Source organism: Phyllobacterium sp. CCNWLW109, assembly GCF_037203905.1.
Lineage (GTDB): Bacteria > Pseudomonadota > Alphaproteobacteria > Rhizobiales > Rhizobiaceae > Phyllobacterium > Phyllobacterium ifriqiyense.
Genome location: NZ_JBBCBK010000001.1, coordinates 1057516 through 1083153, shown reverse-complemented (window position 1 = coordinate 1083153; position 25638 = coordinate 1057516). Strand labels below are relative to the sequence as shown.

Here is a 25638-nt window from a genome sequence, read left to right as displayed (position 1 = left end):
GCATTCGGCAACCGCCAGCGGCGCCCCGCCCTCGTTGTGTCGGTATATAGACCCCACTCCACAAAACTGTCAACAACACTTTCTCAAAAAAATCCCCAAAATCTAACTTTTATAAAACAAATCCCAATCCCTGGGGATAACTCAACAAAATGTAGATTTTTCTTTCGTCGATTTACGATTTCTTCACAAAAAAACCGGGGCTGCCATCATGGCCAGCCCCGGTTTTTGAATGACGAGAGAACAAGCTGTCAGCTGAACGGCTCAAGCCTTGTTCTTATTGTAAACGTCAAAGACCACTGCAGCCAGAAGCACCAGCCCCTTGATCACCTGTTGCCAATCAATATTAACGCCCATAATCGACATGCCATTATTCATGACGCCCATGATGAAGGCGCCAATAACTGCGCCCATCACCTGGCCGACGCCCCCCATTGCCGATGCGCCGCCAATAAACACAGCCGCAATGACGTCAAGCTCAAAGCCAAGACCGGCTTTCGGCGTTGCCGTGTTCAATCGCGCAGCGAAAATCAATCCAGCAAGCGCGGCCAATACACCCATGTTGACGAAGGTGAAGAAGGTTAGCCGCTCGGTCTTTATGCCAGAGAGCTTTGCCGCTTTTTCATTACCGCCCATGGCGTAAATACGTCGGCCAATTGTCATGCGCTTGGTCACGAAGACGAAAAGCGCAATCAGCAGTGACATGACGACGAGAACGTTGGGCAGCCCCTTATAAGAAGACAGCAGGTAAACAAGGAATAGAATAATACCGCCGATGATAAGGTTCTTGGCTACAAAGAGCGCAAAGGGCTCACCGTGATAGCCATGCTTCTCGCGCTTTGCCCGGCCACGGACACTTGAATAGATCATTAAGGCAACCAGAACGACACCGATCAGCATGGAAGTTACGTTGAAGCCAACGACGCCAAAGAAATCAGGAATGAAACCAGAGCTCAAAAGCTGGAACTGAGGCGGGAACGGGCCAACCGATTGTCCACCGAGCAACCAAAGGGCCAGCCCTTTGAAAACCAGCATGCCAGCCAGCGTGACAATAAAGGATGGTATTTTGTGGTAGGCGACCCAATAGCCCTGTGCCGCGCCGATTACACCACCCATTATGAGGCAGAGTATCGTTGCCGGCACATAGTGAATTTGCCATTTCACCATCATGACAGCAGCCAATCCGCCCACAAAGCCCGACACCGAACCGACAGACAGATCGATATGTCCGGCAACAATGACCAGAAGCATGCCGAGAGCCATGATAATAATGTAACTGTTCTGCAAAACGAGATTGGTGAGGTTCACCGGGCGGAACAGCGTGCCATTGGTGGTGAACTGAAAGAACAGCATGATCAGAATCAGCGCCGCAACCAGCCCGTATTCACGCAAATTGCCTTTTGTCGCCGAACCGTCGGTCTGAATTTTTGCCGGTGCAGTTTCAATACTCATGATTATTTCCCTTCAGCGCGGATAATGGCGCGCATGATCTTTTCTTGGCTGGCTTCGCTGGCAGCCATTTCGCCAACGAGCTTGCCCTGATTCATAACGTAAATCCGGTCGCATATGCCGAGAAGTTCCGGCATTTCCGACGAGATCACCAAAACGCTTTTACCCATAGCCACAAGCTGATTGATGATCGAATAGATTTCATATTTGGCACCGACATCAATGCCACGCGTTGGCTCATCCAGAATCAATAAGTCCGGATTGGCAAAAAGCCACTTCGAAAGAACGACCTTCTGCTGATTGCCGCCGGAAAGATTTCCGGTTTTCTGATAGATGCTGGATGAACGGATATTGGTTTTGGTGCGATATTCATTCGCAACCTTCAATTCGGTCATATCATCTAGAACGCCATTACTGGAAACACCTTCCAGATTAACGATCGTGGTATTGTGCTTGATGTGATCAATCAGATTGAGGCCATAGGTCTTGCGGTCCTCCGTGACATAGGCAATGCCATTATCGATGGCCCGTCCAATGGTTGAAACATCGGCCTTCTTGCCCTTGATGAAAACTTCGCCGCTGATCTTGCTGCCATAGGCCTTGCCAAAGACACTCATGGCGAATTCAGTTCGTCCGGCCCCCATCAGCCCTGCGATGCCAACGACTTCGCCCTTGCGGACATTCATGCCGATCCCGTTGACCACGGTGCGGTCGCTATGGAGATGATGGTGGACCACCCAGTCCTTCACCTCGAAGACAACTTCGCCAATATTTGGCACACGCTGCGGATAGCGGTCTGCCAATTGGCGGCCGACCATCAAAGTTACGATCTTGTCTTCCGAAATATCCTGCTTATCCAGCGTCTCGATGGTTGCACCATCGCGCAAGACTGTAATGCGATCCGCGACTTTACCGACTTCATTGAGCTTGTGGGAGATCAGGATCGACGAGATACCCTGTGCCTTGAATTCCAGCAGCAATTCAAGCAAGGCATCGCTATCCTTTTCATTAAGACTGGCCGTGGGCTCGTCAAGAATGAGAAGTTCAACTTCCTTGGATAAGGCTTTGGCAATTTCCACCAATTGCTGCTTGCCCACACCCAGATTGGTCACGAGCGTCAGCGGGTCTTCTTTCAAACCAACCTTGGCAAGCAATTCGCGCGTGCGGGTTTCCGCTACGTGCCAATCAATAATGCCAAACTTTGCAGGTTCATTACCAAGAAAGATGTTTTCAGCAATTGACAGCAGCGGCACCAAAGCCAGCTCCTGATGTATAATAATAATGCCTTTTTTCTCACTGTCGCTAATATCGCGGAAGCGTTGCTCCTCGCCCTTGTAGAAAATTTCTCCCTCATAACTGCCATGCGGATAAACTCCGCTTAGCACCTTCATCAGGGTTGACTTTCCGGCACCATTCTCGCCCACCAGAGCGTGAATTTCACCTTTGCGAACATTAAGATTGACATTATTCAGCGCTTTGACACCAGGAAAGGTCTTGGTGATATTGCGCATTTCGAGGATTGTATCCATCGAGATCCTCATCGACGTCACTGCAATAGGAAAAGAACCCTGCATCGCAAGACGCAGGGTTCATGCGATCTGTCAGCTTATTTCAGCTGATCTTCGGTGTAGTAGCCACCACCAATCAGAATCTCTTTCCAGTTGGTCTTGTCGACTTCAACAGGCTTGAGAAGATAGGCTGGAACAACTTTCACACCATTATTATAGGTCTTTGTGTCGTTGATTTCCGGCTCTTCGCCTTTCAGCACCTTGTCGATAAGGTTGGCCGTAACCTTGGCCAGTTCGCGTGTATCCTTGTAGACCGTTGAATACTGCTCGCCTGCGATAATGGATTTGACGGAAGGCACTTCAGCATCCTGTCCGGAAACGAACGGGAATGGCTGATCTTTCGTGCCATAGCCTACGCCACGTAGCGACGAGAGGATGCCAATGGACAGACCATCATATGGCGACAGCACTGCGTCCACCTTCTTGTCTGTGTAGTAGGCTGAAAGGAGATTATCCATGCGGGCTTGAGCAACAGCTCCGTCCCAGCGCAGTGTTCCGACCTTATCCATGCCTGTCTGGCCGGACTGGACAACAAGTTTGCCGCTATCGATCAAAGGCTGAAGCACCGACATTGCGCCATCATAGAAGAAAAAGGCGTTATTGTCGTCTGGTGAGCCGCCGAATAGCTCGATGTTGAACGGGCCCTTCGCATCAGGAAGTCCAAGCGCCTTGACCAGCGAACTCGCCTGTAGAACGCCAACCTGGAAGTTGTCGAATGTTGTATAATAGTCAACATTACCGGAATCACGGATGAGGCGATCATAGGCGATAACCTTGATACCGGCATCATGTGCCTGCTGCAACACATTCGAAAGCGTGGTGCCGTCGATGGCACCAATCACAAGAACCTTGACGCCCTTGGTGACCATGTTCTCGATCTGGGCCAGCTGGTTGGGAATGTCATCTTCCGCATATTGCAGATCGGTACCATAGCCACGTTCTTTCAACGCCTTGACCATGTTATCGCCGTCAGCAATCCAGCGGGCGGAGGCTTTGGTAGGCATGGAAATGCCAACGGTGCCTTTGTCTTGTGCAAAAGTTTGCGTGCTCATCGCGCCCAGCGCGATCAGTCCCGCAGCAACCAAATTAAGTATTTTCACGTCTATCCTCCCAATTTCCAATCAAATTACGCGCTTTTGTTGACCGCAGCCAGCTTTGCCAAGATTGAACCAGTCCTCCCAAGGCAGGGCCCGTCTGCACATTTATCTGAAAAGTATGACTTTTGGAATAGGCCTTCTTTCACGATTGTGAAATTCCGCTGCACAAGCATTTTCAGTTGCGCATCAGGCTACCCAACGCTGGCTTAATGCCATATAATCCTATTATAATATTTTTTGGAAGACATATCCGTCGATCCCCTTATATAAATATTTGCAAATGAACACCGGGAGGAAATTGTGAATCTGGTTCAACTACTCAATACCAAGGGCAAGCGTCAGGTTGCTGCACGTATCGGCGAAGAGTTTCGTCTGGTAAAACGGACCCGTTCTGTATTGGAACTGGCCCATGCGGCAATCGAAGCTGGGACTGGTATTGCTGCAATTATTGAAATTCGCGGACTTGGAAAGACCGTCGATATCGCTGCTGCCTATAGTGAAGGCAGACTGCTGCCGCCCATCGATACCCATGATCCAGCTCATATCCATCTGACAGGAACCGGGCTGACACATCTTGGATCTGCTGCAACTCGCGATGCCATGCACCGCAAGATTGGCGATGCCAAAGAAGAAACACTCACCGATTCTATGAAAATGTTCCGTATGGGTCTTGAAGACGGCAAACCCAAAAAGGGAAAGACCGGAGTTCAACCGGAATGGTTCTACAAAGGCAACGGATCAATGCTGACTGGCCCAGGCCAAGCCCTGCTTTCTCCAGCTTTTGCCGATGATGCAGGGGAAGAACCAGAAATCGCTGGCATTTACGTGATAGGCCCGGATGGATCACCTTTCCGGCTGGGCTTCGCGCTGGCCAACGAATTCTCCGATCATGTCATGGAGCGCGTAAACTATCTTTATCTTGCTCATTCCAAGCTTCGCCCCTGCTCGGTCGGCCCAGAATTGATCCTTGGCGATTTGCCAGCAGATATTCGCGGCACATCCCGCATTACGCGAAAAAACAAGACTATATGGGAAAAGCCATTTCTTTCCGGCGAAGATAACATGTCCCATACGATTGAAAATCTGGAATATCATCACTTCAAATATTCGGTTTTCCGCCAGCCAGGTGACATTCATATTCACATGTTCGGAACAGCAACATTGTCATTTGCGGATGGTATAAAGCCCGAGAATGGCGACGTATTCGAAATCGAGGCACCAGCTTTCGGCCTTCCCTTGCGCAACCCGCTCAAGGTGGAAAAGCCTTCCAAAGTGAAGATCACAGCACTTTAAGTATCTTCTATATGACCAAAGCGTGTTCTTCCGTTATCGGTATTGACGGAAGAACAGCCTCGACATGTGATAATACCGGCTGGTTATAGTGCGAGTTCTATGACGATGCGCGCCCTGCGACCAGGACACGCTCGGCGCCTTCGGCAATGACAACGCGCATCGCAGCCTTGGCAGCCTCCACATCTCCGTCACGAATTGCCGCAGCAATTGCTGCATGGCGGGCTACTGAACGGATATGACTTTCTGAATTAGGAATCGGCGAGCTGATGGTAAATGTCGTCACCAGAGCTACCTCTATCAGTGCACTGATAGAGCGCATGAAGGGATTCCCGGAAGCCTCTGCAACGGCAATATGGAACTGCAAATCGCTGTAGACAAAGTCCGTTGCGGACTCTTTTGCCTCTCCCATCCGCTCGACCCAGCGAAACAATGTTTCCAATTGTTTGTCCGTACGTCGCAATGCTGCAAGACCCGCCGCCTCAGGCTCCAATGCCAGACGCATCTCGACAATACTCGCCAGAAAATCGGCTGTTGCGCCGGCTTCGAAATGCCAAACCAATATATCAGGATCGAACAGGTTCCAATGCGATCGTTCCAAGACCCTTGTGCCGATCTTGGCTTTCGGTTGGATCAGACCTTTCGCCGCCAGCGTTTTCAGCGCTTCGCGCAAAACGGTTCGCGATACTCCAAAACGTTGCAGAAGTTCGGTATCTCCTGGAAGTATGCTTTTTTCAGGATAGGCGCCGCTGATGATCTTCAGACCAAGATCACGCATAACATGACCATGATGCGTTCGCGACTGGCCCGTCGTGCGAAAGTCGTAATCGGTGAGTTCCCTGCCTGCCAAGTGCTTGCCTGTAAATTCATGGGGTGACTTTACACAGGAGATTGCAAAACATGCCACGCAACGGTTTCTGAACCGTGCAGCCTCTGCCTCCCTCTCTCCCTGATACCTATTTATAATATTATAATATCATTCACAATCGGCAATATTGCTATTCCGCAGGTCCCCTCCTCCTATGGAGCGCGAACAGCGCGAATAGAGCACATTCGCGCTGTTCGCCGGTCAATTAATGCGGAAAAAACGCAAACCGGATCACGAATAAAGCCGCCACAAGCAATGTTGCCAAATGAATATCTCTGAATTTTCCGGTTACCGCCTTCAAAATTACATAGCTGATGAACCCGAAGGCAAGACCGTTTGCAATTGAATAAGTGAACGGCATTACCAATGCAGTCAATGCAGCTGGCGTGGCCTCCGTAATGTCATCCCATTCGATTTCCACCAGTTCATGCATCATCAGACCCGCGACATAAAGCAATGCAGGCGCGGTCGCATAGCTGGGAACCGACGCAGCCAATGGCGCTATGAACAAAGCTGCAAGAAACAACAGCGCAACAACCAGAGCCGTCAAACCAGTGCGTCCGCCTGCCTGCACTCCTGATGCACTTTCAACATAGGCCGTGGTGCTGCTGGTTCCTAGAACCGACCCGGCTACAATGGCGGTGCTGTCGGCAAAAAGCGCACGGCCCAAGCGATTGGGCTTACCTTCCTCGATAAGGCCCGCACGTTTGCTGACACCGATGAGGGTGCCGGTGGCATCAAATACCTCAACCAGTACAAACACCAAAATGACTTGCAGAAAACCGGTATGCAACGCTCCCGCTATATCGAGCTGAAAGAATGTTGGGGCCAAGCTTGGAGGCATTGAAAAGACGCCTTTGAACTCGCTGACACCAAGAGCCATCGACAGCACAGTCACAACAAGTATTCCAATGAGAATCGCGCCGCGAATCTTGAGTGCATCGAGAGCTGCAATGACAAAGAAACCCAATATAGCAAGCAGAACGCCGGTATCGCCAAGATTTCCAAGCCCAACCAGCGTCGCGGGATTGTCCACGACAATGCCCGACGTCTTCAATGCGATCAGCGCAAGGAAGAGACCAATACCGGCGGCGATAGCGCTGCGAATGGATTTTGGGATGCCTGAAACAAGCCAGCTTCGGATGCCTGTTACCGTAAGCAACAGGAATATACAGCCTGAAATGAAGACTGCGCCGAGCGCTTGCTGCCAGGTAAAACCAAGTGCCGCAACCACTGTAAAGGCAAAGAACGCGTTCAATCCCATGCCGGGGGCCATGCCGATTGGCCAATTGGCGACAAGGGCCATGATGGCCGAACCCAGCGCCGCTGCGAGACAAGTCGCAACAAAGACAGCGTTGCGGTCCATACCAGTCGAAGACAAGATGTCTGGATTGACAAATATAATGTACGACATGGTCAGGAATGTTGTCAGGCCCGCCAAAACCTCCGTCCTTACGGATGTCTGGTGGTCGCTAAGCTTGAAAAGCTTTTCGAACATGATGGTCCCCCTAAGCTAAGACGAATATTCAGATTGTTGCTATGATGAACAGACGCGGAAATGGCAAGAGCACAATGCCATTGTCCATTGGCTTATATGATTGAGCGAGTAATTCCTGATATTTTTCAATAAATTGCGGCTTCTGTTCTTCGCTCAACGCAGCAAGATACGGCCTTAACGCGGAGCCCAGAAACCACTGAACAATACCCTCGAGCCCTTTTAGCGGATGATGGTAGATGGTGCGCCAGATATCCACACGCCGAGCGTGAGGTTTAAGTAAATCATAGTAAAATGAAGCCTCGCCTAAACTGCTTCTGGCTGCATTGGCTCCGGAAAGCTTTTCGGCCCAACGTTTGTCGGCCGCAACCTCCCGCATGGCAATATGGGTCGGCTGCTCCAGATTGTCCGGCATCTGCACTGCCAAGGAACCATTAATATTGAGAAACTGCGTGAGTTGCGGAAACAGTGTGTCGTGCCCAGACAGCCATTGCATTGAAGCATTGGCGTAAAGGAGGTCAGCTTTCTTTTCCGGACGCCAAGTATCGAGATTCCCCTGTTCAAACCTGCAATTCGGCACTCTTTCACGAGCCTGCGCAATCATCTCTGCAGATGAGTCTATTCCCAGAATCTCTGCTGAGATATAGCGTTTGAGCAAGAGTTCTGTAGAATTTCCCGGGCCGCAGCCGAGATCTACTGCAAATTCTACTTCCGCCGTCGGCACCGCCGATAAAAGATCGTTGGCTGGGCGCGTGCGCTCGTCCTCGAACTTCAGATATTGTTCCGGTGACCAACCTGTTTTTCTCACGATGATACCTTTCAGATACGAATCGCAATAAATTTTTGACCCGTTGTCGGCATAAGTCATACTGGTTCGTCATCCTATGAAGAAGAGGAAATAAAATGCTCTACGCCATTCTTTGCTACAATTCCGAAGACATCGTTGGTGCCTGGTCCAAAGACGAGGACGATGCTGTCATGGCGCGGCTCGCAATTGTTCAGGAACGACTGACCAAGGAAGGAAAGCTCGGTCCGGTAGCACGGCTGCTGCCGACGACAGCTGCAACAACCTTACGCAAGAGCGGCAATGATCCCGTCATTATTGATGGTCCCTTTGCCGAAACCAAGGAACAGTTCCTCGGCTTCTATGTCGTCGATTGCGCCTCTTTGGACGAAGCACTTGATATTGCCAAGGAACTTTCGATCGCTAATCCCGGAACGGGATCCTACGAAATTCGGCCTATTTCAATATTCAGACCCGGACAAACCAAACCATGACAGATGCACGTTGGATCGATGCGGCACTTATAGCGGCCCGCCCGCAGGCTGTAGGCGCGCTGCTGCGTTACTTTCGCAATCTTGATGTAGCGGAAGAAGCGTTTCAGGAGGCCTGCGTCAAAGCGCTGAAAAACTGGACCAAGAACGGTCCGCCACGCGATCCAACGGCCTGGCTGATTTTCGTCGGGCGCAACAGCGCAATTGATGTGGTTCGCCGTCAGGCAAAGCAGCAGCCATTGCCGCCTGAAGAAGTGCTGTCTGATCTGGAGGATAATGAAACGACGATTGCAGAGAACATCGACGGAGCGGATTATCGTGATGATATCCTTCGTCTTTTGTTCATCTGCTGCCATCCTGACCTTCCGGCAACGCAACAAATTCCATTGGCGTTGAGAATCGTTTCGGGCCTTTCGGTAAAACAAATTGCCAAAGCCTTTCTGGTCGGCGAAAGCGCCATGGAACAGCGCATAACACGTGCAAAAAGCCGGATTGGCGCAGGCGAAATCCCGTTTGAAACGCCCGATCCCATCGAACGTGCTGAGCGGCTAGCGGCGGTCGCGGCAATGATCTATCTGATTTTCAACGAAGGATATTCCGCTGCCGCCAGCGAACAAAAAGCCCGCATTCCGCTGTGCGACGAAGCAATCCGTCTGGTCAGGCTTCTATTGCGCATGTATCCGACCGAACCCGAAATAATGGGCCTGGCGGCATTATTGTTACTACAGAATGCGCGATCGGCTGCACGTTTCGATGCAAATGGCGAAGTCATTCTTTTGGAGGAACAGGACCGCAAACTCTGGAACCGTGAAATGATCAATGAGGGCCTGGCCCTGATCGATAAAGCGATGCGGCACAGGCAGCCTGGTCCCTACCAAATTCAGTCGGCAATAGCAGCGCTGCATGCGCGCGCGCCCACCGCAGAAGAGACTGATTGGAACGAAATTGACGTGCTTTATCGCGCGCTGGAGCGCATGATGCCCTCACCTGTGATCACGCTTAACCGCGCAGTTGCCGTCGCCAAAGTGCGCGGGCCCGCAGCGGCACTGACGCTCATCGAACCATTGGAAGAGCGGCTCTCAGGTTATTTTCACTATTTCGGGGTCAAGGGCGGATTGCTGATGAAAATCGGCCGGAATGGAGAAGCGCGCGAAGCATTCAACCGCGCAATCGCTCTTGCCAATACTGCCGCTGAAGCAGCCCATATCCGCACCCACCTTGATAGTCTCTCAAAAAAATAAACGTCAATTTTTTTCGCGGTAAATGTCGGATTTCACGCGTGCCGTTCGTCCTTAGTTCAGACCATCGAAACAAGGAGAACTGCAATGGATACAATGGCAAATACAGATCGTGATCTGGTTCTGACACGCCTCATCAAGGCCCCCAGGGAAAAGGTTTTTAAAGCCTGGACCAATGCGGAATTATTGAAACAATGGTTCGCGCCCCTGCCCTATACAACACCGCATGCGGAACTGGATGTGCGCGTTGGCGGATCCAACTTCATCACCATGCGCGGACCGGACGGGAATGAATTCCCCAATCGAGGTGTGTATCTTGAAGTCATTGAGAATGAGCGGATTGTGGTCACTGATGCTTTCACCAGTGCTTGGGTTCCATCAGAAAAACCTTTCATGACACTGATTCTTACTTTCGAGGAGCAGGAAGGCAAAACGAAATACACGGCGCTTGTCCGTCACTGGTCCGTGGCTGATCGCGAAGCACATGAGAAGATGGGATTTCATGAAGGTTGGGGTCAATGCACCGATCAACTTGAGGCGCTCGTCGCAAAACTTTGAAACTCGCTTCACACTCCGCAATTAACACTGGAAGGGAAGTAAAAGTGACAAGTATTAATCAAAATACCGCCATTGAGGACACCCTCAAGAACTGGTCGGATGCAATTTCCAACAAGAATGCGCAGAGCACGCTTTCTTATCTGACGGAAGACATTGTCGAGTTCAGTCTTGCCCCACCATTACAGTATCGTGGCAAGGATGCCGAAGGCATTCAAAGCTGGTTCGATAGCTGGACCGGGCCTATCGGAAATGAGTCGCAGGAGTTGGATATTACGGCAAGCGACGACGTTGCTTTTGCGCGCTGTCTGGTCAGAATGACCGGCACGAAAACCACGGGTGATAAGGCCGACCTGTGGTTTCGGCAGACGCTGGGTCTAATCAAACAGGGCGGCATCTGGAAAATCGCTCATGTGCATGCTTCTGTTCCATTTTATATGGATGGAAGCTTTCAAGCAGCAATAGACTTAAAGCCTTGATAATCAAGACATATCTATGGGCATTTTATGAGCGGCAATATCGTGAGGCAGCGTCGTCTGCCGCTCGATCATGCGGTGGACACGCGGCTCAGTATCGCCCTTGTGAAGGGCTCTGATCCGCGTTCCGACAATGGCATCGGCCTTTGTGCGGCGTTGATTATGGCGCACATATTCCACCCAGGTCGGCGTATGGTAGCTTTCCGTCCAAATCTCCGGGTTCTCCAGATCGCGCATCAGGGCCCAATGGCCTGCACCATCGCGAATTCGGATGCGCCGCCGCGCCGCCATTACCTGAAGAAAGTCGTTCACGTCCTCTTCCTTGATGACATAATCAATCATGATAACAATGGGCCCGCTGCGCGGTTTAAGATCAAGCGCCAGCAATGGTTCACTGAAATGATTGAGCGGATCCAGATTGAGTGTTTTGAATTCCGGCAAAGCATAACGAAGACCAATCGCGCCGCCTATAAGCATTACCACGCTCGATGCAAGCAACGCCATTTCCGCACCATGTTCTGCAGCGGCCTGACCCCATATCCAGCTTCCTCCGGCTATGCCACCAAAAGTTGTCGTTTGGTAGAGCGACAGCGCCCTGCCCACAACCCAGCGTGGTGTCGATAGCTGTACGGTGACGTTGAACAGCGACAGGGCCAGCACCCAACACGCGCCGGATACAAGAAGCGCAGCACTGGTCAGCCAGGTATTGGTGCTGACAGCAGTTACGACAGCACTAAGCGCGAACCCGATAAACGCTGATTTTACAATGGCTTCACTTGACATGAACTCCCGCACGCGGGCACTTAAAAGCGCTCCGCCAATGGCCCCTATGCCAAAGGCGCCAAGCAGGATGCCGTAAACCAGCGGGCCACCTTTCACCAGATCGCGTGCAACCAATGGCAGCAAAGCGAGAACAGCACTGGCAGAAAGCCCAAAAACAAAACTGCGGAATATGACTTTTGCAATGTTCGGAGACATCGCAACATAACGCAAACCTGCAGAAATGGCTCTCCCGAGAGTTTCTCTCGGCAAAGGATTAGCATCATATTTTGGTTGCCAGCGAAACAAGGCAAGTATCAAGGGCAAGTAACTAAGAGTATTGACTGCAAATGCAGCTGCGGCTCCCGCGAAAGCAACAATAGCGCCACCAATAGCGGGGCCGACACTGCGCGTTATATTAAAACCCATACTGTTGAGCGCCACAGCACCCGGAAGGTCATCGCGCGGAACCATGTCGCCTACAGAAGCTTGCCATGACGGGTTGTTCAATGCCGTCCCGCATCCCAGCAGAAAGGTAAAGGTGAGAAGCAACCAAGGCGTAATGAGCCCGAAATAGGCAAATGCCGACAAAGAAACGGACACAGCCAACATAAAACTTTGCGCCACAAGCATCACCCGGCGGCGATTGAAATTATCCGCGAGCGCGCCAGACACCAATGAAAACAACATGATAGGCAATGCGGTCGAGGCCTGAACCAAGGCCACCATGCCCACAGAACTGGAAATGGTCGTCATCATCCAGGCTGCGCCAACGGACTGGATCAAAGATCCAAAATTCGAGGATAGACTTGCAATCCAGATGTTACGGAACGTGTCGTTTTTGAACGGCGCCAAGGGCGATTTTCGGTCTGTCACCGCATCAACTTTCTTGTTCGGGCAAGGTTGTTTCGGGCTCACATCTTACAGGCAATAATTCCGGCAATGCCAGTCGCGGACGGCATTTATCGCAACGAAACATGCGCTTCGCACAACTTTAGACAACTAAAATGCACTTAAAAGTTGGATTTTTTCGGGAAAATTTGGCGATTCTTCGGGAAGTTTTCCGCAAATGTGCAGCGAGGTTGTGCGATTTTCAGCGCAGCGTGTTTATAAAGCCTGTTTTTAGCCTCCAAATATTGCCGATTTCTGGAAATCCGGTCGAAATTAATTGAACGATCGTTTCTTTAGTTTCGACCCGGGAATTTTGTGTTCTGTCGCGCAGCTAATTTCAATCTCGGCTGGTGGAATGACAGGTCTTCAATCTTGCCTTTCAGACATCATATTTTACGAAGGCATAACGCGGGTCATCCTGCGGCGTTCCCTCTAGCGGGCCCTCTTCTTTGCCGGGCTGCCACTGCTCAACCTTCTCGATCATTGCAGCGAGCGCGAAATCCTTATCGCTGATGCCCGGGAACCAATAGTGCGTGGTTCGACAAGCTCACCATGAGTAATGTGGATTGATTGCAGTTCATCGCAGTATTGCAGGAAGGTTTCCGCAAATAACAACCTCCCTCATGGTCAGCTCCTGAGCGTGTCAAAGGACGAACCACGCACCAAAAACCGCACGGCCAGACAAACCTAGTGAAAAGCGCCCCAGCCTCCGGTTTCACCGCGGCGGCGCTCAATCTCAACGCCGACGCCGCCCGGCCCCAATTCCAGCTTCTCGGCCCTGACCACAACTTTCAGCACACGCGGATTTTCCAGAATGAAAGCCGCAATCTGCTCGGCCAATGTTTCAGACAGCTCGACATGGCCCCGGGCGATAATGGCTCTTATGCCGTCCATGATGAGATCATAGGAAACAACATGACGCAATTGTTCTGCATTGCGGGCAACGCGAACAACTTCGGCAGTAACATCGAAGCGCATCTTCTGGGTCTTGCCATGCTCGAAACTATAGGCACCGATCTCGACCGGCAAAACAAAATCGCGCACGAAAATCTTGTCCGTACCCAACCCTGGTTCGCTGCCGTCCGCCAATGGTGCAACGGACCGCACTGCGCCTTTCGGAATCAGCCCTCTTATCTTTGCTGCCCCAGGACCATCCATTGGCGCCGCCCAATAAAGGTCAGTGCGCAATGCGGCGCAAAAACCAAGCATATCCGGCCTGTAGGAAAGCAGTCGTGGAATATCGGGCGCTTCGAGCGAACCGGCGGCACCCGCCAGCAAGCCTTTCGACTGAACGAGCTTGAAGAACTGACCGATCTGGTCAGGCGACAAATGGTTGAGCAAGCGTTCGCCAAGCGTGTTTTCCGTGTCAATCATGGCGGCGTGAAAACCGGCCGCAACCAGGTCATCTAAAAATGATTTGGGATATCGGCTCTGTTCTTCAGCAAACATGACGGCGACAAGCTTCACTTTGGAGGTGAACGGCTTGATCGCCTCGATCACTGCCAGCAGGTTCTCGCCCGGACGCAAGCCCACCCGTATATATTCCACACCCGCAGCGACAAACTCTCCAACCTTGCGGCGCATCACATCTGCCTGCATCGGCAAATGGCTGGCATCGGCACAAACGGGCCTGCGGCCAGCCACGAAATTGATGATTTCCGGCAAAGGCCCGGATTCGACCGAGCCTGACATGGCTATGGCCGGACCGCCGACATCAATAATGTCCGCACCATTTTCGAAGACGATTTCCGCCTCAGGCAGATTCTGTACGCTGGCAAGCAGTTTTGTCATTCCTGAGCGAACCCATGTTGGATGAAGCGGCAAATAAAGATGATATAGCTCGTAACGATCGCCCGCCCAACATGTTGGCACAGTTATTCCGATATTTCTGCTCAACCCACGACACGTTCGGGCACATATTGCTCAAACCTCGCCGGCAAAAACTTAACAGCGATGTAGGATTTGGATTTCCTCAAACGTTCCTTTGGGAGTGAACCATGAGAGGAAATCAAAATGACCTATGTTGATGGCTTTATACTTGCAGTTCCGAAGGACAAGATCGACGCTTATAGGGCGCTTGCCCAACTGGGAGGCGAGGTTTGGATGGAGCATGGCGCGCTAAGCTATGTTGAATGCACGGGCGATGATGTGCCCTTTGGCGAACTGACGTCGTTTCCCCGCTCCGTACAGGCAAAGGACGACGAGATCGTGATTTTTTCCTGGATCACCTACGAATCCCGTGAGCAACGCGACAAGATAAACAAGCTGGTCATGGACGACCCGCGACTATCAAAGCAGATGGACCAAATGCCATTTGACGGAAAGCGCATGATCTATGGCGGGTTCAACGTCCTGCTGCAAATGTAGAGCCCTCGCCCATAGGCAGCAGAATCAACGGGACATTGTTTCCGGTTTTTCTGTGCGAAACCGGACATTCAGATTGCACGGGAAATAATATTCACCCATATGGTTGACTAATATGCGCAGATGCGATATTCAACCATATGGATGAATGAAATGGACGACGATGCCCTGTCACGAATTCTGAAGGCCGCTGGCGATACGACACGGCGACAGATTTTGACGCTCCTTGTTCAGGAGGGTGCGTTGAGGGTGACCTCGCTTGCTGCCCATTTCGACATGTCCCTGAATTCCGTTTCCAAACACATCAAGGTGCTGGAGGAAGCAGGACTTGTCACCCGGCAGACTTCGGGCCGCGAGCACTTTATCGCTGCCGAGCTTGCCCCGCTCAGACTTACCGAAGATTGGTTCGGTCAGTTGAAGTCGATTTGGGAATTGCGCCTGACAGCGCTTGAGAACATGCTTTTGGAGGATGACGAAAATGAGTGAGCTAGAACTGACGATCAACCGCACAATCGCCGCACCACGCGAGAAGGTTTTCAATGCCTGGATCAGCCCTAACGCCATGGCAAAATTTATGCGTCCGCCGGGTTGCATCGCGGACTCCAAGGTGAAGAATGACCCGACCAAAGGCGGCCGCTTCGAGATCATCATGGTGACGAGCGAACGGGAAATCCCGCATTATGGGACTTATCTTGAAATCGATCCGCATTCGCGGCTCTCTTTCACATGGGGTTCTCCGCACTCACTCGATGACAGCGTGGTCACGATTGATTTTGTGGAAGCGGGTCAGGGCAAGACGGATGTTACCCTGCGGCATGTGAAATTCCGCAATGAAGAATCGCGCGATGGCCATAACAAAGGCTGGACAGCAATCCTTGATTCCATGGATGAGGCTCTCGCCTGAAGGGCGTGGCAACAGCGTTATGCAGGGTTCGACGAGGCTCACCATGAGGAAGGTTAAAGTGCTGCAATGACAGTTGCCAGCGTTGCAAATCCTGACTCCCTGCAACCGCCAGCTTTCCTCACGGTGAGCCTCGTCGAACCACGCAAGATATTGGTGCGGCAAACTGAAACTCGAGCAGAATTCGCGCCGACAATGACAAGTCCAACAGAGTTATTGATTGCAGTTTCGCATTTGCGCGGCGTAATCCTCGGCCATCTTGGTGGTGGCGCGGGCGACCTGCTGCATGCTGGCATTGCTTTTCCACTCACCCCGTGAAAAAGCGCCGTGACCGAAATAATAGGCCAGATAGAGATGATAGGCATCATTCAACTCGATGCCGTTCGTCTTGTTGCTCTTGGAGTGATACCAGCCAACGAAATGGACCGCATCGGCAAACTTGCTGCGGCTTGCGCCATAGCGCCCGGTTTCGCGCTGATATTGTTTCCACGTTCCATCCAGCGCTTGCGAAAAACCATAGGCGGAGGATGGCCGCTTCCATGGAATGAAGCCAAGCAGCTTTGTACGCGGCGGCTTTACACGGGGACTGAACCCGGATTCCTTGCGGATGGTCGCCATGAGAATTGGTACTGGTACGCCATATTCGCGTTCGGTCTGTTTGGCAGCAACATACCAATTATCAAACCAACCATCGCGTTGCTCGAAAACAGCGCAGACATTATTAATCCGGCTGGGCGCAGATGCGCACCCGCCCAGAGCCAGAATGACGGCGATTACTGCCATTTTCAGAGACAATTTTCGTAACATTGTTCCTGATATAGACAGGAAAAGTTAATAGTTTTTTGCCATGCGATTCGCCGGTTTTCAACAATTGTTGCGGCGAGTCATCCTCCGCAGCCTCTTCCCTGCGGAGATGCGGCCCCGGTACTTGGCAAGAGGATTGGAATGAACAGGGCGTTTGTGTCAGCAATTGCTATCGAGCCGAGTTGCCGGCGGGCATATCGGCAACGCCCTTGTTCATTTCGTCGAGAATATTAGGATTTCCGTAATACCTCTGCCAACCGGCTACCCGTGTCGCCACGTCTGCCACAGTTTTCTTGTGCACTTTTATAGGCCTCGAATGAACGCGTGAAACCTTTGCCCTGCAGGGTCAATTGTTGCTTCGCAGGCGTCAGCAAGAATAACTGCCTAATATTTATCCATCATCAGATATAAGCTTACGCATTGTGCATATTATTTAATATATGTCGGCATAATAACGGAATATGGCGCTGCTTGGCACTTTTTGTCCCAATCTGCGCCAAGAGAAGCCATCGTGAAAAAAAGCAGCACGATCGTAAATGAATGCTTTTCTCTAATACTTTATGCTTATATACCGATGGCTTCTGATTGATTGTCTTGTTAATTGCTTTGATGTGCGGCGCACCATTAAGCGCTGGTAAGTTTTCTCGTAAACTGGCGGTGGGCACCGTTACGGAGACTTCGATGGTACCGAATTATCTGCAACATATGATTGATAACGAAGCGGCACCGGATGACGTGTCGAAGCCATTTGGTGGCCGCAAGCCCGCCAATATTCCGGCACCGAACATCACACATTTTGAACTTGCGCGCACGCTGGAGCGGGTGAACAGACGATTTGCAGCCTTTATGCAATCGGAAATGACCCGTCGCGGCGTTGAAGAAATCGGCCACGCCCATCTGATGCTGCTTCTGGCAATTGGCGATGACGAAATTTCTGTCACGCAGTTGATGGAACGCGGTCCCTATGCGGGCACCAACCTTTCCTACTACCTCAAGCAGCTGGGTGAGTCCGGTTATATTGAGCGTAACGCCCTGCAGCGTGATCGCCGCGCAGCGCGAATCAAGCTTTCGGAAAAGGGCAAGGAGCTTTGCGCCGACATGACGGCCATCGCCGCCAACTGCCATAAAATCGTTGCCGACAGCCCCGACAATATTCGTAACCTCGAAATCACTTTCAAAACGCTTGATCGTATTGAGCAGACTTGGGCAAGCGCAGCCATTTTCGGCCCCCGCGGCGAATAATAACCAACAAAAAAGGCCGGATTTCTCCGGCCCTTTCGTCAACTCTTCAGGCGTTGCTATTCGCGCTCGCCTGTAAAGTTCAGCAGAAGCTGAAAAATATTGATGAAGTTGAGATAGAGCGAGAACGCACCGAATACGGCCATTTTCTGCTGTGTCTCTGAATCAATATTCTCGCCATACTGTTCCTTGATCGTCTGTGTGTCCCAGGCGGTCAAACCGACGAAGACGAGAATGCCGGCAACTGACACCACAAACTGGATCATTGTCGAACCAAGGAAGATGTTGACCACGCTGGCAACGACAACACCGATCAGACCCATGATCAGGAACGAGCCGAACTGCGAAAGGTCACGCTTGGTGGTGTAGCCGTAAAGACTGGTTGCACCGAACATTGTTGCGGCAATGAAGAATGTGCGCGCAATGCTGTTGCCGGTAAAGACCAGGAAGATGGAAGCCATGGACAGGCCCATGACGGCGCAGAACGCCCAGAACAGCATTTGAGCGGAAGCTGCCGACATTGTCTGCATCTTGAACGAGAAGAACATCACGAAAGCCAGCGGCGCCAGCATCACCACCCATTTAAGCGGTGTCGAGAAGATTGGTACATAAAGTGCTGGCGTTGAAGCGACGACGAAAGCGACAACACCGGTGAGAACAAGGCCAAGGCCCATATAGTTGTAGATGCGCAGCATATGCTGGCGCAGGCCCTCGTCGAACGCAGCGGCTGTCTGGCCGCCTGCCCGGTCGATGCCATAACGAAGTGGTGTATTCATCAGAACGTTCCTTCTGTTGTTGATCAGTAAAGTGTGTTGGCAAGTTGTGTAGCGGCTTTGCCCAGCTCATCGGAACCACCATCGGCAACGAGCGCATAGGCGACGTCGCCTATCTGGAAATAGGCTGCTTTCATGTCTTCAATCTCGACAATGCGTGGTTTAACGACATCAAAGGACCCGGGGCGAACCGCAAAAAGAGACAAGGCACCCGTGACAGACGATCCGATCTCAAGTTCAATGCTTGGTCCGAATGTGGACGGGAACAATTGCACGTCCTTCACTTTCCATTCGGTTGGAAGCTTGGGCATAATGATTGCCGTGGCGGCACGTATTTCAGCCGGGTCATAATTTCGGGTGCCGGGCTGCGATGTCATTGCAGCGCGGACCAGCGACGTGCGATGTGCCATCACCGCATCCTGGACATAGGCAGGAGCCGGCTGTGAAGCGACAACCTCCGAGACGATCAACGGACCAAAACCGGCATGGGCCATCCAACCGAGGCCAACAAGCAATGCCACCGCCGCAACGCGTTGCAGCCGATTGAAAATCTGCCTGCGTCCAAGGCTGCGCTGGAGCCGCTCGGCAGCCTGTGCAGAAGCAAGGCCGGAAACCGAAGCGGGCGCTGAAAGCGCGAGACGCAATTCATCACGGCCACGCAGATCTGCCATGACGCGGGCAGCATCTTCGGGATGCTCGGAAAGATATCCAGCCACCTCGATACGGCGCGCGCCATCCAGTTGGTCGTCCACATAGGCATCAAAATCGGCCTGCACGATAGGGTCTCTTGTCTTAATCATCACGACCTCCGACAATTCGCAGTTGGGCAGCGCGGGAAGAAGGCTCTTCGCCTTCGCTGGCGCGCATGAAAGCCCGTGCCCGGCTGACCCTCGACATCAATGTGCCGATAGGTATGTCCAGAATTCCGGCAGCTTCCTCATAGGAAAGCCCCTCAATAGCCACCAGATGCAGCGCGCTTCGCTGCTCTTCGGGCAAGGTTTCAAACATCTGGCGTATCTGTTCCAGCCGCACTGCATGTTCCTGCGATGGCTGCTGGACGGTTTCCGCCGTCTCTGCCGTCTGGGCTATTCTGCGCGCATCAGCCTGGCGCGAGCGGAAGCCATCAATGAACGTGTTGTGCAACACGGAAAACAGCCATGTCCGCAAATTACCGTTCGGGCGAAAACTCGCCTGCTTTTCATAGGCCCGCACCAGCGCATCATGCACGAGATCCTCGGCATCCTGCTCATTACGAGCCAGCGAGCGCGCATAACGGCGCAGCGATCCAAGCTGGCCAATCACGTCGAAGCGGGTTTTTTCATTGCTCATGACCGATATACGTAGCCTATCGCGGGTTTATTCCCATGCAGTACGGATTTTTTTGTCAGCAGTAAAAACAAGAATGATCATTCTCATATTGACGCTATTGTGCAGCTGATATAAATGAGAGAGAACGTTCTCTCTTTTTTAATGGTGACTGATGACCGATCAAGCAATGCCGAGACAGACACCCGCCGCATCAAGTGATGATACGGAGGAATCGTGCTGTTTTGTCACCAAGCTGTTCGGCAAGCGGGCGCGCAATCGCGAGGCGCAGGAAGAGCGCATCCTTGCCGCTGCAACCACCTGTTTCATCCGCTCCGGCTTTCGCGGAGCCTCCATGAATGACATTTGTTCCGAGGCTGGCATGAGCCCCGGCGCGCTTTATCGTTATTTCTCCTCAAAAGAGGCGATCATTGAACATATTTGTGCGCAACATCGGCGTGAAAGCGCAGAGATCCTTGATCGCATGTCCAGTAGCAATGACATTATTGAGGCCGTTGTCAAAGTGGGCATAGAGCATGTGCGCCACATGTCGATGGATATGAGCAATAATGGCCCAGCCGATGCCAGTGCACGCCTTTTCATTGAAGTACGCGCCGAGGCGACACGCAATGATGCGGTTGCTGCCATTTGCGAACTGCATGAAGGCATGATGCGTGAAAGGCTGATTGCTGCATTTACCGCAGCAAAAGAGGCCGGCCTTATCGACCCGGTGGTCGAACTTGAGCTTGCCGTCGCCACGCTCGCAGCCATGGGCGAAGGCATTATCCTTCGCAATTTTCCCGCACAAGGCGTGCCGCTGGAAGCATTGGAACCCGTGTTCCGTGCGCTGGCAACCGCCGTTTTGCGACCAACGAACAAGCAACTATAGCTCTCACCCCCAGGCTCCAAGATGAACCGCCACCCTCACCGCAATCTTAGAAAAGTTCTCTTCTCCTCCATTGTGGCGATTGGTTTCGCCTTGTCCTTGCCCGGAATTGCCGCGGCCGAAGACACACCAGCGGTTGCAGGCGAACCCAAGGCTCCCTCGATCAATGTGGTCGCTGCCGGAAAGCAGGAAATGGTGGCGACACTGACCGTAACGGGAACCATTGTTCCCCGGCAGGAGGTTGCCGTCGGCACGGATGTTGCCGGACTGCTTGTACTCGAGCTCAATGCTGATCAGGGCGATGTTGTCAAGGAAGGCGACATCCTGGCAAGGCTCGACAAGTCTTCGCTTGAAATCCAGCTTGCGCAAATCGAAGCGCAAGGGGCTCAGGCCGCCGCGTCCATCGCACAGTCCGAAGCACAGATTGTCGATGCTCAGATTGCCGTGCGGCAAGCATTGGAAGCGCTGGAGCGTGCCCGCTCCTTGAGTGCCAAGGGCTTCACTTCCAAAGCTGAATTTGACAATGCAACCAATGCCCATGACAGCGCCAATGCCAAGTTGAACACGGCTCGTCACGCGCTGGTGGCAACGCAAACGCAGTTGCAACTTGTCGCCGCCCAAAAACGCGATGTCATGCTGCGTCTGGAGAAAGCCGATGTAAGAGCACCGGCAAGCGGCGTTATTTTGAGCCGCGACGCACTTCTTGGCGCGATCGTCTCCGCCAATGCGGGACCATTGTTCCGCATTGCCCGCGATAATGATTTTGAGCTCGCAGGCAATATTCCGGAAGTCGATTTGCCGCTGTTAAAGGCGGGCATGCCGGTCTCTGTCCGCGTTTCGGGCATGGAAGAACCGGTCGCAGGCAAAATCCGCCTGATCTCTCCGGAGATTTCAGCAAGCTCGCGTCTGGGCGCGGTAAAAGTGTCGCTTGAGAAGAACCCTTCAATCCGCCCGGGCAATTTTGCCCGCGCTGTCATTGAACTTGCCCGTCGTGGCGGCATTAGCGTTCCACTTTCCTCTATTGTCTATAATGGGCCGGCGACGCTCATTCAGGTCGTCAAGAACGGTGTTGTCGAAAGCCGCAAGGTGAAAGTCGGCATTCGCAACGGCCATTCCGCCGAAGTGCTTGAGGGTCTTGCCGAGGGCGAAGAAATCGTCGCCCGCGCCGGAACATTCGTAGCCGATGGCGACCGCGTTACCCCGGTTCGTGTCTCAGCCGAGCAGACCGGAGCGGTCAAATGAACTGGAACATCAGCGCCTGGTCCATCCGCAACCCGGTTCCGGCAATTCTCCTCTTTGTCGTTTTGACCGTGCTGGGGCTGATGGCCTTTTCCAAACTGCCCATCACCCGCTTCCCCAATATCGACGTGCCGTTGATATCGGTCTCGATTACCGATCCGGGCGTTGCGCCGACAGAGCTGGAAACCCAGATTGCCAAGCGGGTTGAGGATTCTGTCGCCAATATTACCGGCGTCAAGAATGTCATCAGCAATCTGACTGAAGGCAATTCGACAACGCTTGTCGAGTTCCGGCTGGAGGTTGATACGCAAAAAGCGCTGAACGACGTCAAGGATGCCGTATCGCGCATCCGCGATGATCTTCCAGCGACCATCAAGGAACCGCTGATCAATTCGGTGGATGTCGAAGGTTCGGCAATTCTGACCTACGGCATTTCCGCTCCGGCAATGACGGCGGAACAGCTTTCCTGGTTTGTCGATGACACGATCATCCGCGACATTCAGGGGCTCAAGGGCGTTGGCAAGGTAGAGCGGTATGGCGGGGTGAAGCGCGAAATCCGTGTCTCGCTCGACCCCGATCGATTGACCGCACTCGGGGTTACCGCTGCCGATGTCAATCGTGCCCTGAAATCCATGAGCGCCGACTTGACCGGCGGACGCGGCGATCTGGGCGATACGCAACAGACGATCCGAACCTTGGGCGGCTCCCGTTCATTGGAAGATTTGCGTGCCGTGGAAATTCCGCTCGCCGGTGGACGCTCTGTCCGGCTCGATGCAATCGGAACTGTCAGCGACGCTTTTGAAGAGCCAAAATCCTTTGCGCGTGTCGATAATCAGACGGTTGTTTCGCTGGGTGTGTTCCGCGCAAAGGGAGCCAGCGATACAGAAGTCTTTGCGGCCGTGCAGGCGCGCATCGATCAGTTGCAGCAGAAATACCCCGATACACGCTTCAGCATGATCGATAATTCGGTCAATTATACCTATGGCAATTACGAATCCGCGATGAGTTCGCTGATTGAAGGTGCCGTGCTTTCCATCATTGTCGTGTTCCTGTTCCTGCGCAATATGCGGGCGACATTGATCGCGGCTGTTGCCCTGCCCTTGTCGGCGATCCCTACTTTCTGGGCCATCGACATGCTGGGTTTCTCGCTCAATCTGATCAGTCTGCTTGGTATTACTCTGGTGACCGGTATTCTGGTCGATGATGCTATCGTCGAAATCGAAAACATTGTCCGGCATATGCGATCCGGCAAATCACCCTATCGGGCTTCACTGGAAGCTGCCGACGAAATCGGGCTTGCTGTTATCGCCATCTCGGCCACAATCATTGCCGTGTTCGCACCGGTCAGCTTCATGAGCGGCATTGCCGGTCAATATTTCAAGCAATTCGGTCTGACGGTTGCGGTCGCGGTCTTTTTCTCGCTGCTTGTTGCACGGCTTATTACGCCGATGATGACCGCCTATCTGTTGCGCGACGGAAAAAGCCTGCACCACGGCTCGGAAGAAACCGGCTGGATCAAGGCCTATACCCGCTTCCTGACCGTCACTTTGCGTTTCCGCTGGCTGACGCTGGGCAGCGGCGTGGCTCTTTTTGCTGTTGCAATCTGGGCCATGGGCTTTCTGCCATCGGGCTTTGTCCCGCCACAGGATGAAGCCCGGGTTGTCGTGAGCCTTGAACTGCCTCCTGGTGCACCTATCGAGGAAACACGCCGCGTTAGTGACGAGGCGGCATCACTTGTTCGCCAGATACCAGAAGTCAAGCAGACCTATGTGACGGGCGGTGCGTCGCCAACGGGTTCGCTGGATACAAGGCGCGCAACGATGGTCGTTAAGCTCAGCCATAAATCCGAAAGGGACCGCACCCAGAAACAGGTGGAGACCGACATTTTCAACAAATTGTCCGAGGTTTCCGATCTGCGCGCCAATTTCGTCAATGATCGCGGCGAACGCGAATTTGCTGTTGGCGTCATCGGCAATGATGGTGAGAAAGTAACCCAGCAGGCAAGACAATTGCAAAGCGCCATGACTGCAACCGGCGACTTTCAGGCTGTGTCATCCACGGCGGCGCTTGATCGCCCCGAGATCATCGTGACACCGCGCATGGATAAGCTGGCGGAGCTGGGCCTGTCGACATCAGCGCTGTCGGAGGCTTTGCGTGTTGCGACCTTGGGTGATCTTGATGCCAATCTGGCAAAATATACGGTTGATGGAAGGCAGGTCCCGATCCGCGTTCAATTGACCGAGGATTCGCGCCGTGACCTTTCTGTGCTCCAGACCCTGACCGTAACAACACCTGCCGGTGTAGTCGTTCCGTTGGAATCAATTGCGCAGATCAGCTTTGGACAGGGTCCCTCCTCCATTGAGCGCTTCAACCGCGAACGCCGGGTCGTCGTTGGCGCAAACATGGCCAAGGGCAAGGAAATTGGCGAGGGCCTCTCCATTGTCAAAAACCTGCCGCAGACCAAATCCATGCCGGAAGGCGTCAGGATTCAGGAAACCGGCGATGCCGAGGTGATGGGTGAAGTCTTTACCGGATTCCGCGATGCAATGATCATGGGCCTGATGCTGGTCTTCGTGGTGCTGATCCTGCTCTTTGGCAGTGTGTTCCACGCCTTCACCATCCTCATGTCACTGCCTCTTTCGATTGCAGGTGTCGCGGTGGCTCTGCTTTTGACCAATAATTCCGTCTCCATGGCCGTGGTCATCGGTATTTTGATGCTGATGGGCATTGTCACCAAGAATGCGATCATGCTTGTCGATTTTGCCATAGAAGAAGTGAAGCATGGGATACCGCGCAATGAGGCAATTATTGATGCCGGGCGCAAACGCATCCGGCCAATCGTGATGACGACGATTGCCATGTCGGCAGGCATGCTGCCCGCAGCAATGGCTTTTGGCGATGGCGGTGAATTCCGGGCCCCGATGGCGATTGCGGTGATTGGCGGTCTGCTGGTTTCAACAGTTCTGTCGCTGGTGTTTGTACCATCCTTCTACACAATCATGGATGATGTGAGCCATTGGATGGGCAGAATATTCCATTGGTCCATGCGTCCGAACAAACCGGATGAACCGCATACGGAGCAGGTCTATGCCAGCAGTCCGGTGCCACTCATCCACCCGGCGCGGGTCATGACCGAAGCGGCTGAATAAACGCAAAAGAGCGCCCAAGG

Annotated in this window: 25 protein-coding genes; 12 read left to right on the top strand and 13 right to left on the bottom strand. The window is 52.7% G+C overall.

The window, feature by feature from the left end; genetic code table 11:
- Positions 1–261 precede the first annotated feature (261 nt).
- From mmsB to chvE, 3 genes are all read right to left on the bottom strand, one after another.
- Positions 262–1449: a multiple monosaccharide ABC transporter permease gene (gene mmsB, locus V9K92_RS05285; RefSeq protein ID WP_337353466.1), complete on the bottom strand. Its 1188-nt coding sequence runs from the start codon at positions 1447–1449 to the stop codon at positions 262–264.
- A 2-nt stretch (positions 1450–1451) separates the two neighbouring features.
- Positions 1452–2975 carry a multiple monosaccharide ABC transporter ATP-binding protein gene (gene mmsA, locus V9K92_RS05280; RefSeq protein ID WP_337353465.1) on the bottom strand — a complete coding sequence of 508 codons (1524 nt, stop codon included), beginning with the start codon at positions 2973–2975 and terminating at the stop codon, positions 1452–1454.
- 77 nt (positions 2976–3052) lie between these two features.
- Positions 3053–4066: a multiple monosaccharide ABC transporter substrate-binding protein gene (chvE, locus tag V9K92_RS05275; protein WP_115055132.1), complete on the bottom strand. Its 1014-nt coding sequence runs from the start codon at positions 4064–4066 to the stop codon at positions 3053–3055.
- A 345-nt stretch (positions 4067–4411) separates the two neighbouring features.
- On the opposite strand from chvE, the gene araD1 reads away from it, so the two are divergent.
- Positions 4412–5404 (top strand): AraD1 family protein, encoded by a 993-nt coding sequence (gene araD1 / locus V9K92_RS05270; protein ID WP_115055099.1) that lies wholly within the window; start codon positions 4412–4414, stop codon positions 5402–5404.
- Between the two features lie 97 nt (positions 5405–5501).
- Here araD1 and V9K92_RS05265 read toward each other — a convergent pair whose 3' ends face one another.
- The 3 genes from V9K92_RS05265 to tam all read right to left on the bottom strand — a co-directional run bounded on the left by V9K92_RS05265 (position 5502) and on the right by tam (position 8632).
- Positions 5502–6251, bottom strand: coding sequence for a FadR/GntR family transcriptional regulator (locus V9K92_RS05265; RefSeq protein WP_336441522.1), 750 nt, complete (start codon positions 6249–6251; stop codon positions 5502–5504).
- A gap of 223 nt (positions 6252–6474) precedes the next feature.
- Entirely contained in the window at positions 6475–7767 is a 1293-nt protein-coding gene (locus V9K92_RS05260) for an NCS2 family permease (protein WP_337353464.1), read from the bottom strand.
- Between the two features lie 28 nt (positions 7768–7795).
- Positions 7796–8632, bottom strand: coding sequence for a trans-aconitate 2-methyltransferase (gene tam / locus V9K92_RS05255; RefSeq protein WP_337353463.1), 837 nt, complete (start codon positions 8630–8632; stop codon positions 7796–7798).
- A gap of 35 nt (positions 8633–8667) precedes the next feature.
- On the opposite strand from tam, the gene V9K92_RS05250 reads away from it, so the two are divergent.
- The 4 genes from V9K92_RS05250 (at position 8668) to V9K92_RS05235 (ending at position 11311) form a co-directional block, all read left to right on the top strand.
- A complete protein-coding gene (locus V9K92_RS05250) occupies positions 8668–9042 on the top strand; it encodes a YciI family protein (protein WP_307277582.1) in 375 nt (124 codons plus the stop codon).
- Positions 9039–10280: an RNA polymerase sigma factor gene (locus V9K92_RS05245; protein ID WP_337353462.1), complete on the top strand. Its 1242-nt coding sequence runs from the start codon at positions 9039–9041 to the stop codon at positions 10278–10280. Before V9K92_RS05250 ends, V9K92_RS05245 begins: the two co-directional genes overlap by 4 nt.
- 84 nt (positions 10281–10364) lie before the next feature.
- The gene (locus V9K92_RS05240) at positions 10365–10835 is read left to right on the top strand and encodes an SRPBCC family protein (RefSeq protein WP_337353461.1); all 471 of its coding nucleotides are present in this window, start codon (positions 10365–10367) and stop codon (positions 10833–10835) included.
- Between the two features lie 53 nt (positions 10836–10888).
- Positions 10889–11311 (top strand): nuclear transport factor 2 family protein, encoded by a 423-nt coding sequence (locus tag V9K92_RS05235; protein ID WP_443094443.1) that lies wholly within the window; start codon positions 10889–10891, stop codon positions 11309–11311.
- A gap of 3 nt (positions 11312–11314) precedes the next feature.
- Here the strand turns inward: V9K92_RS05235 and V9K92_RS05230 are convergent, their stop codons facing one another.
- Entirely contained in the window at positions 11315–12943 is a 1629-nt protein-coding gene (locus V9K92_RS05230; protein WP_337353459.1) for an MFS transporter, read from the bottom strand.
- Between the two features lie 702 nt (positions 12944–13645).
- Positions 13646–14749 (bottom strand): (5-formylfuran-3-yl)methyl phosphate synthase, encoded by a 1104-nt coding sequence (locus V9K92_RS05225; protein ID WP_337353458.1) that lies wholly within the window; start codon positions 14747–14749, stop codon positions 13646–13648.
- Positions 14750–14971: 222 nt separating this feature from the next.
- On the opposite strand from V9K92_RS05225, the gene V9K92_RS05220 reads away from it, so the two are divergent.
- The 3 genes from V9K92_RS05220 to V9K92_RS05210 all read left to right on the top strand — a co-directional run bounded on the left by V9K92_RS05220 (position 14972) and on the right by V9K92_RS05210 (position 16226).
- Positions 14972–15325, top strand: a complete 354-nt coding sequence (locus V9K92_RS05220) for a DUF1428 family protein (protein ID WP_115055091.1) — start codon at positions 14972–14974, stop codon at positions 15323–15325.
- Between the two features lie 150 nt (positions 15326–15475).
- Positions 15476–15808, top strand: coding sequence for an ArsR/SmtB family transcription factor (locus V9K92_RS05215; protein ID WP_115055129.1), 333 nt, complete (start codon positions 15476–15478; stop codon positions 15806–15808).
- Positions 15801–16226: an SRPBCC family protein gene (locus tag V9K92_RS05210; protein ID WP_115055090.1), complete on the top strand. Its 426-nt coding sequence runs from the start codon at positions 15801–15803 to the stop codon at positions 16224–16226. Before V9K92_RS05215 ends, V9K92_RS05210 begins: the two co-directional genes overlap by 8 nt.
- Before the next feature lie 210 nt (positions 16227–16436).
- Here the strand turns inward: V9K92_RS05210 and V9K92_RS05205 are convergent, their stop codons facing one another.
- Together V9K92_RS05205 and V9K92_RS05200 are read right to left on the bottom strand one after the other, a co-directional pair.
- On the bottom strand, positions 16437–17030 hold the full coding sequence (locus tag V9K92_RS05205; RefSeq protein ID WP_440809795.1) for a transglycosylase SLT domain-containing protein: 594 nt from the start codon (positions 17028–17030) through the stop codon (positions 16437–16439).
- 166 nt (positions 17031–17196) lie between these two features.
- Positions 17197–17328 carry a hypothetical protein gene (locus tag V9K92_RS05200; protein ID WP_337353457.1) on the bottom strand — a complete coding sequence of 44 codons (132 nt, stop codon included), beginning with the start codon at positions 17326–17328 and terminating at the stop codon, positions 17197–17199.
- A 380-nt stretch (positions 17329–17708) separates the two neighbouring features.
- Between V9K92_RS05200 and V9K92_RS05195 the strand changes: the two genes are divergently transcribed.
- Positions 17709–18269: a winged helix DNA-binding protein gene (locus V9K92_RS05195; RefSeq protein WP_115055088.1), complete on the top strand. Its 561-nt coding sequence runs from the start codon at positions 17709–17711 to the stop codon at positions 18267–18269.
- Positions 18270–18325: 56 nt separating this feature from the next.
- Here the strand turns inward: V9K92_RS05195 and V9K92_RS05190 are convergent, their stop codons facing one another.
- Genes V9K92_RS05190 through V9K92_RS05180 form a run of 3 tightly spaced genes read right to left on the bottom strand, consistent with a single transcriptional unit; the run spans position 18326 to position 20368 of the window.
- Complete coding sequence (locus V9K92_RS05190) at positions 18326–19042, bottom strand: Bax inhibitor-1/YccA family protein (protein ID WP_337353456.1); 717 nt, start codon at positions 19040–19042, stop codon at positions 18326–18328.
- Between the two features lie 23 nt (positions 19043–19065).
- Entirely contained in the window at positions 19066–19839 is a 774-nt protein-coding gene (locus V9K92_RS05185) for an anti-sigma factor (protein WP_115055086.1), read from the bottom strand.
- Complete coding sequence (locus V9K92_RS05180) at positions 19832–20368, bottom strand: sigma-70 family RNA polymerase sigma factor (RefSeq protein WP_115055085.1); 537 nt, start codon at positions 20366–20368, stop codon at positions 19832–19834. The genes V9K92_RS05185 and V9K92_RS05180 overlap by 8 nt, the downstream gene beginning before the upstream one ends.
- 151 nt (positions 20369–20519) lie before the next feature.
- Between V9K92_RS05180 and V9K92_RS05175 the strand changes: the two genes are divergently transcribed.
- Genes V9K92_RS05175 through V9K92_RS05165 form a run of 3 tightly spaced genes read left to right on the top strand, consistent with a single transcriptional unit; the run spans position 20520 to position 25618 of the window.
- Entirely contained in the window at positions 20520–21233 is a 714-nt protein-coding gene (locus V9K92_RS05175) for a TetR/AcrR family transcriptional regulator (protein ID WP_337353455.1), read from the top strand.
- A 21-nt stretch (positions 21234–21254) separates the two neighbouring features.
- Complete coding sequence (locus V9K92_RS05170) at positions 21255–22472, top strand: efflux RND transporter periplasmic adaptor subunit (protein ID WP_337353454.1); 1218 nt, start codon at positions 21255–21257, stop codon at positions 22470–22472.
- Positions 22469–25618: an efflux RND transporter permease subunit gene (locus V9K92_RS05165; protein ID WP_337353453.1), complete on the top strand. Its 3150-nt coding sequence runs from the start codon at positions 22469–22471 to the stop codon at positions 25616–25618. Before V9K92_RS05170 ends, V9K92_RS05165 begins: the two co-directional genes overlap by 4 nt.
- The last annotated feature ends 20 nt before the right edge of the window (positions 25619–25638 follow it).